Source organism: Zooshikella ganghwensis DSM 15267, assembly GCF_000428585.1.
Taxonomy (GTDB): Bacteria; Pseudomonadota; Gammaproteobacteria; order Pseudomonadales; family Zooshikellaceae; genus Zooshikella; species Zooshikella ganghwensis.
In genome coordinates this window covers 1-7,646 of sequence record NZ_AUAF01000182.1, presented here as the reverse complement: position 1 = coordinate 7,646, position 7,646 = coordinate 1, and the positions used below count along the sequence as shown (strand labels likewise).

The 7,646-nt window shown below is 34.7% G+C and carries 11 protein-coding genes; 3 read left to right on the top strand and 8 right to left on the bottom strand.

Annotation, left to right across the window (positions count from 1 at the left end):
- Positions 1-434, bottom strand: a 434-nt coding sequence (gene tssI, locus F607_RS31270) for a type VI secretion system tip protein TssI/VgrG (RefSeq protein ID WP_038292099.1), incomplete at its 3' end; no start/stop codon positions are given.
- A 19-nt stretch (positions 435-453) separates the two neighbouring features.
- Positions 454-633, bottom strand: coding sequence for a hypothetical protein (locus F607_RS34320; protein WP_027709944.1), 180 nt, complete (start codon positions 631-633; stop codon positions 454-456).
- A 267-nt stretch (positions 634-900) separates the two neighbouring features.
- Here F607_RS34320 and F607_RS0122925 point away from each other — a divergent pair, with 267 nt between their 5' ends.
- Positions 901-1,326: a DUF3592 domain-containing protein gene (locus tag F607_RS0122925; protein ID WP_027709943.1), complete on the top strand. Its 426-nt coding sequence runs from the start codon at positions 901-903 to the stop codon at positions 1,324-1,326.
- A 37-nt stretch (positions 1,327-1,363) separates the two neighbouring features.
- Here the strand turns inward: F607_RS0122925 and F607_RS0122920 are convergent, their stop codons facing one another.
- Positions 1,364-2,170 carry a hypothetical protein gene (locus F607_RS0122920; protein ID WP_027709942.1) on the bottom strand — a complete coding sequence of 269 codons (807 nt, stop codon included), beginning with the start codon at positions 2,168-2,170 and terminating at the stop codon, positions 1,364-1,366.
- Positions 2,171-2,375: 205 nt separating this feature from the next.
- Between F607_RS0122920 and F607_RS0122915 the strand changes: the two genes are divergently transcribed.
- Positions 2,376-3,239: a formylglycine-generating enzyme family protein gene (locus F607_RS0122915; protein ID WP_027709941.1), complete on the top strand. Its 864-nt coding sequence runs from the start codon at positions 2,376-2,378 to the stop codon at positions 3,237-3,239.
- 27 nt (positions 3,240-3,266) lie between these two features.
- Here the strand turns inward: F607_RS0122915 and F607_RS0122910 are convergent, their stop codons facing one another.
- From F607_RS0122910 to F607_RS0122900, 3 genes are read right to left on the bottom strand one after another with little or no spacing between them, the layout of a single operon-like run.
- On the bottom strand, positions 3,267-3,524 hold the full coding sequence (locus F607_RS0122910) for a hypothetical protein (protein WP_027709940.1): 258 nt from the start codon (positions 3,522-3,524) through the stop codon (positions 3,267-3,269).
- Complete coding sequence (locus F607_RS0122905; protein ID WP_027709939.1) at positions 3,502-3,915, bottom strand: hypothetical protein; 414 nt, start codon at positions 3,913-3,915, stop codon at positions 3,502-3,504. The genes F607_RS0122910 and F607_RS0122905 overlap by 23 nt, the downstream gene beginning before the upstream one ends.
- Positions 3,916-3,927: 12 nt before the next feature.
- Positions 3,928-4,218, bottom strand: coding sequence for a hypothetical protein (locus F607_RS0122900; RefSeq protein WP_027709938.1), 291 nt, complete (start codon positions 4,216-4,218; stop codon positions 3,928-3,930).
- Between the two features lie 415 nt (positions 4,219-4,633).
- Between F607_RS0122900 and F607_RS0122895 the strand changes: the two genes are divergently transcribed.
- On the top strand, positions 4,634-5,476 hold the full coding sequence (locus tag F607_RS0122895) for a methyltransferase domain-containing protein (RefSeq protein WP_027709937.1): 843 nt from the start codon (positions 4,634-4,636) through the stop codon (positions 5,474-5,476).
- Between the two features lie 1,208 nt (positions 5,477-6,684).
- On the opposite strand, the gene F607_RS0122875 is transcribed toward F607_RS0122895, so the two are convergent.
- Together F607_RS0122875 and F607_RS34905 are read right to left on the bottom strand one after the other, a co-directional pair.
- Positions 6,685-7,107 (bottom strand): DUF3592 domain-containing protein, encoded by a 423-nt coding sequence (locus F607_RS0122875; protein ID WP_027709934.1) that lies wholly within the window; start codon positions 7,105-7,107, stop codon positions 6,685-6,687.
- A 57-nt stretch (positions 7,108-7,164) separates the two neighbouring features.
- On the bottom strand, positions 7,165-7,646 hold a 482-nt coding region (locus F607_RS34905), incomplete at its 5' end, for a hypothetical protein (RefSeq protein WP_038292098.1).

The following is a 7,646-nucleotide window of genomic DNA, read 5'->3' as shown; positions in this document are numbered from 1 at the left end:
GGGCTACTTTCGGTTTTAAAGGTGCTGCGACTTTTATGAGCAGGCAATTCATACGGCACTTTATTATTAGCGTGATAAACACACCCAGTGACCATCGGATTATCAGGATTACCATCCAGATACTCAATAACCACTTCTTGACCAATCCGCGGGATTGCAACTTGCCCCCATTGCCCTCCAGCTATTCCGGTATTAACACGAAGCCAGCGTGTGGTCTTTTCATTTTTTTGACCGTCTCGATCCCAGTGAAACTGCACCTTGATTCGGCCATGTTTATCGGTGTAGATTTCTTCACCTGCAGGGCCTGTCACTACGGCAGACTGGGTACTTTCAATCAAGACTTTTTTATGTTTTTGCGCCGGTCGATAGTTTTTGTCGGCAGGTATGCAGTCAAATGCTAGCCAAAACGAAGCTTTTTTAGGGGAGGCCGTCAAGTGATGAAGCCATAGGAGCTTATATTAATAAGTGACTGTGGTGAAGAACGCCGACAACGAACCCTAAAAATGATTCGTGAAGGGTATAGTTGATATAATGCCTACCTTGGCTTTGTGCCCCCTCATCCAATTCTTGTGGATTGGTCCCTTCATGCTTTACCTGAGTGATCAGGTATTCATTCTCCTTCAAAATGAGCATGTTCAGTAATATTCACCCTATGCCCCGGTAACAAACGCCAGCTATCATTTACACCTATTGGCCATTATTATGAGCCCTATAGCAAAAGGATATTTTTGCTTGAACTATTTTATATCTAATTTATGTGTGAAAACAGAAAATAGTGGGTAGAGTATTCAACTTTTACATTATTTGCTTTAATCACTACTCTTATCGTATTAATCTATCTAGAGTTGAACTACATACATTTCAGCTCTATTAAGGTATTTGAAACCTGGATCAATAATCATGTTTAGTTACATAAAGTACATATTCTTAATCATTGCCATAGCACTTATGTATGCAAGCAATTATTTATATAATTCATCTGTTAAACGCGCATTGAATGGAGAAGAGACAATCGGTACAGTAGTTAGACATGAGGCAGAGTTATCAGAGGAAATTGGGCGCTCTGATTTCTTTTGTCCTATCATTATATTTACTTCAGATCGTAACGTTGATATTAAATTTAAAAGTCCTCATTGCAATAACCGTCCAGAGCACTCTATTGGTGATAAAGTTACTGTTATATACTCGCCATTAGACCCTAGGCAAGCAATGATTAAAAGTTTTATGCCTATTTATATGCCATTTATTTTAAGCCTAAGTATCAGTATTATCTTCTTTTATGTATTTATTGGATTTTATATATCATCAAGAAAAGAAAGCCATTAATAAATGGCTTTCTTTGATTTATTTAAATTAAGAAAAACTAGAAAAACAGATTCAACTCTTTATTGTAACTTACCACTGACACCTCTTCCGTATAATTTAAACCTTGCTCGTTTTCTTTAGACATTATAAATGGACTTTTGTCAATATATTTATCTGGTAAATTATTGGGGATCTCATCTACGTTAATTCCAGGCCATTGCCTAGAAATACAATGTAAACGTTCGTCAAGATAAGGAATGATATAAAGTTCTTCTCGTGTAAGCTTAGGGTAAAACATGCCATACTTAAAAGTATAGTCACTATGCACTGTTAGGGATTGCTTTAAATAGTATTCAGGAGACTGCCCATATACTTTTGCATATAATTTACTTTGTAGCATATATAGCTTTATAAGCAGTTGTTGATCTTTACTTACAAATGCATTATGTAACTGTTCACAAAATCTGTATAATAATTCTTTGTCTTCAATAGGCTCAATCTGATCTAAGAATACTGATATATCACTCTCATGAGAAATAAAGGTTTCTTCAAATACAAATGCTTTATCTTCAAAATCAAAATTTAGCTCACTACCATTGAGAGATAATTCAAGTAAATGATCCTCTTTGTTTTTACTATCAACCAACTTAATAAGGACATCAATTTCTGGTAGCTTGCTGTTTTCATCCATCGCGCCGGAAAGTGGCAGAATAGCTAACTGTATTTTATTCTCACCTGAAATAAGATATTCATTCACCGATTGTTTACCAGACATAACACCACTATAGCGTTTATTTAGTACTGGTAAACCATTGATAGTTAACTCAAGGTAAGATGCAGGAAATTTATACTCTAGTATTATCATCAGAAAACCATCTTGAAAGCAGAACACTTAACAATATATTAATTCATATTATAGCAGTAGTGATACATTGATCATGTGATCCCTCCCATAACAATACCCTACATGTGCTTTTCTTCATTTCTTTTAGCTGTTAACAATTGCTTACTCATTTATCTACTCTTATACTACTTATACGATTTCTTTCTTCGCATACCAGAGCAACAATATGCAGCGTATACACATTTTATTCTTAGCGATATCACTTACACTTATAGGGTGTAATTCATCACAAGTAGAGCAAGAAGAGTTGAAAAAAGAAGTAGATTCTTTCTTAGAAGAGTATGAGGCTGGCATGGTCTTCGTTAAAGGAGGTACTTTTATTATGGGGGATCAAGATAAAGAGTGGCAAGAGAAGAATCCTAAATACCGTATTAGACGGCAAAAACATAAGGTAACACTAGATGATTTCTATATCCATAAATATGAAACTCCAAATCAATACTTTGACCTTTACTTAAAAGCTACAGGTAAAAAACGATATGATGAGGAATACCCTGACTATCTTGCTAAGCCAAATTATCCTGCAACTGTTTTAACATGGAACGAAGCTGCAGACTTTTGTAACTGGCTTGCTTCTCTTACAGGTAAAAACTACCGTTTACCAACTGAGGCTGAATGGGAGTATGCAGCTCGCTCAGGTGGTAAAGAATACATGTATGGAACAAAAAATGGAACTTATGAACCTGGGGTAAATATGAATGAAGAAGAAAGCCTAGATCTCATGAAAGTAAACTCATTCATACCTAATGATATTGGTCTATACAATATGCAAGCGAATGCAGAGGAGTGGGTCAATGACTGGTTTAGTGATAGTTATTTTACAAGCGCTCAAGAGAATAACCCTAGTGGCCCCCTATTAGATTCAGAAGCAAATTTAGACAAGGTAGTTAGAGGAAAGAATTATTCTATCCCTAGCCATACGGTATATGAAAGAATGTTTCGTTCCAAAACAACAGTTGCTGCTGATACAGGTTTTCGTTGTAGTATAGGTCGAGAGCTACCTCCAAAAATACAATATCACCCCAATTAACAAACCTATAATTATATCAGCTATCTATCAAGGTACGGATTTATTCTGTTGTTTTTTAGCATTTATTTTATTATTAATTACTATTGCTTGACTAATATATTTATCAAGTATTTCATCCATTTCTCCCTTATGGATAAAATCATTAAATTCTTGCTCAGCAATTACTAACCTTTTTGTTGTACCATAGCCATAAACTCCTATTTTTGGTTTTCTATCACCTCTTTTCTTTTCAAGCGCCTCATTAATTTGCTGCACCATGGTTTCAACACTTTTCTTGCCACCCATTAATCAGATGTCCATTTATTTGCCTTACAGTTAATGCATTAGCCGTAATATTCATGGCTGGAGTGATACTACTTATTCCCCAATTGTTTGATTTAACTAGCCTTAACACTTTGTCCAAAAGGTTAAGTGATGCCACATCATCCATCCAATCATCTTTAGCTTTGTTAAAATAATAAAGTAAATAAGTCGCTTCATATTCTTGTGTATTAAAATAATCCAACTGTTTTGGACTAAGCTGTTTCGGCGTAATACGAATTGCAGGAAAATTTTCAGCGATTATTTGTGGATTTCTAATATCTAACAAACCAGTTTGTGATCCGATATTTTCAACTACATCAACTTCATCTTCTAAACACTCAATAATTTTTTTTGTAATTTTAGCCAACTCCATAAAGCACCTACTCTAGTTACTTATCTTAGATTCAATTAATCGATCAAGTTTGTTACTGATAAGCTGTAAATCAGCTCTTATTTCACCTTTTATATCAGTAATTCTCTGATCTTGCCTTTGTTGCATTTCTGCAAGATGCCCAATGGACTGACTATTTTGATCAATCCGTTTATCAATTGAACCACCCCATGTAAAAAGTGATATAACAACTGCAAAAGTACTAATGATATGAGTAATACTTATATTCTTATCCAAGTGCCAATGTTGCCCATAGCTTTTCTTTTCTTCTAAATGATCAACCAACTTATCCTCTCTTAACTGTTAATATTACTTATCTAACCCTTCACACTGAGTAAATTTTAATCGCCTATATCTTCAAGCCTGATGAGTGCTGGTTAAAGTTTATCCAGCCATTTTCATTAGCTAACCGCGCGACGTAAATTACCTTGTTATAGTGATTATATTTGCGCTTTCCATACATGTTCAGGTGAAATATTTCACTTATTGACACAAACACTTGCTGGGCTATAAAGATCCCCGATCTCGATGTCTGATAGGGTAAGCGCTATGAATAACGTTGATTCCCGAAAGATATGTCATTAGCTTTGGATTCTTACTAGAAGGCTCAATCAACATCAACTAATCTACAGGTAAACATTCTGATTATTGTTAGTTTTTAACTAGTTATATGTTGGGTCTATGCAAGGAGTGAATTACAATGAACGATTATAAGCAGCTTCATGATGAGTTAAGATCCTTCCATGACCTATACCCTGAAGAATTTTCTTTACTTTATCGAAATAATCAAACCTGTACTCTAAATGAAAGGCTGATGAAGTATCAATTAAAATTTAATTTACTTGAAATAATTAATCGACAAGTAAAATCATCATATCGTATTTATTCATACCAAAGCTACTTCTTTATCACTGACTACAAAACTAACTCATTAGATCAAGTATTTTCACCTTATGATGAAGAAGTCAATATTTGTGCACCATTTTATACAAATGAATTATTTAAAAATCAAAGGGTTTTAGAAATTGGGACAGGATGCGGGCTTTATACAACACTTGCAGCGGAGAAAGGTTGTACTGTAACAGGGGTTGACATTAATCCTAAAGCGGTTGAATATGCGAAATTTAATATATTATTAAATAATGTTCAACAATATGCTAAGGTTATGGCTGCTGATATTGAGTTAATGCTTCCACTGGTTCCAGAATATGATTTAGTTATTGCTAGCTTACCTTATATGCCAAACCCTCCAACATTATCAGAAAAGAAGACATACTCTGATGGAGGAGAGTATGGTTGGAAGCTTTCACTTCAAGCCATAAGTCAAATTTCGAAACGCTTAAATTCACGTGCAAGATTAAAAATGTACACTATGAACTTAGGCAACAAACATACATCTTATATTGAATTAAATCCTTATTTTTTCTTTAACGATTTTCCTGTTAGTGTAACTTTAACCAAAATTTGTGCAAACATGCATACTTTTAGTGACTGGTATACTCATAAGTTTTCAAATAACAATAATCAAACTGTAATCCTCTAATGGCTAGACCACCTTAAAGCCAGAAATTTAAACTATATGCATTATGTGACACTAGAAATTACCCCTGCCTCTAAGTTTTCATTAACAGTAAAACGAAAAGATTATAATTTGAACATAGCCTACCCACGCTCTAAAAATATCTACTCACCCATAGTGTGATACATGAACTCTTAATCGCTCTAGCTCTAGTCACAACTGCCCGAAGAATCACTTGAACTGCTAGAACAAGTATCACTTCCACTTGAGCTACTATAGTCAGTATAATCTGTAGAATACTGATAACTTGACTTCCTACTTCCTTTTCTATGTTTTTTAGATTTAACCTTAATTTGTTTATTCATTTTTGGTGTATTCTGTGAATTACTCTCCTCCCCCCCTCGAATACATGCATAAATGAAAGTCAAGAGATAGAATGCAAATACTGCCAATAAATAGCTGCCTCCAATGTACATAAAAACATGTCCATTATGATCAAGATCGAAAATAAATTGTGGTGCTATACATAAAACTATAGTAATAAGCCAACCCATACTTCCTCTCGTAATTTTTACGCTGTAGTATACCTTTCACGAATCATTTTTAGGGTTTGTTGTCAGCGCTCTTCACCCCAGTCACTTATTAATATAACCGCCCAGCAGCGCTGTTATATCAGTTAAAGTGGCTACCGCAAGTTTCACAGCAGTAAACTTGCCCAGGGTCTTCATCACTTGACGGCCGCCCCAAAAAAACCTTCGTTTTGGGTATATTACACAAATCACTAAATTGACACTTTTTAAACATTTATCTATGCGATTATTTTTTTCTTCGATTGCTTTCTTTTCATTTATGGTTTCGTTCAGCTGTGTATTTACACTTTATAAAATCACTACTGAATATTATACAGTGCAAGCTGCTGTTATTGATTATCAAATCAAGAAATCACCTGCCCACTCTTACTTTCCAAAGGTGAAGTATTCAGTTGAAGATCGTGTTTACACAATACTGTCAAAATCAAGTAGTAACACAAAATATTCTATTGGTGAGCCAGTTACCTTATACTATTTCAAAGATGATCCCTCGACATTTTTCCTTGCTTATGATATTGACCGACAATGGTTCATACTAGGTGTTTTCTTTTGCGTATTCATGGTTTTCCATTATGGTAGCTTCCTATACAACGCTGCTATAAAGTAAATAGTGGCTTAAGTTACATGTGAAACAAAAATCATTTATGATTTAAATTTTTCATCTTCAGCAAATGAAAATACTTTACGTACTACAAAGCCAAGACCATACCAAACCAGCGCGAATATCCATAGTATTATGACTAAGTCGCCTTTTCCATAAAAGCTATCTATTTGAACATCACTAGGGTCATCTGGATTGTAGCGAATTCTGACGGGGTACCCTATATCGTAATTTTTCGGGTCAACTGTATGATTCGTTATGGTTTGAATCTCTTTGCCGTCAGGTAGATCAAACTCAATAACTGCGTAATGTACAGTTACATTTTTGCTTTCATAATCTGCTTTAAAATTTTTAACATAAGCGAGATCAGACTTTCCTGACATAACGTTTGATAACCAAAAATAGGTTAAAACCAGGCTAATTGCTGCAAATATATATGCAGGTATCATTATCAATTTTTGCATATTCACTTAATATTGAGATAAATAACAAATGCTTCGCAAATCTTTTTTGTGGTATATCTACTGGTAGGTTACTTGCCAAATTGAAGGATATGGCCCTTGCTCACAAGAATGACATTCCAGTTCATCGTTACGTTTACCTTTCAAAATAAATTCTAACTCAGATTCTGCTTTAGTAATTTGACAATAGTCCGTTGTATCGGGTCGGCCTTGACTCAAGGTTATATTATCTCCTTCCAGACACACGTTAAAACTCAGCTCTGATACTGCGTGCTTACCTTTGATTGTCAAATAGGCTCGGTAGCCGTTAATCTCAAGTTTATATTCCACCTCTTTAGTATCTGCACTCTCAGCGACTGCCTTAGGAATATAATTTCCATTAAAGGGGTTAAGTGCTTTTTTTACTTCATCAAATGCTATTACATAGACAAGCATGTAATACATGTAGATTAAAAAACCAGAAGCCGCTAAAGCCACTACACCAAAGAGACTCTTTCCTTTAAGCATTGCGATAGTAAGGCCACCAAAATAACATAGCATGA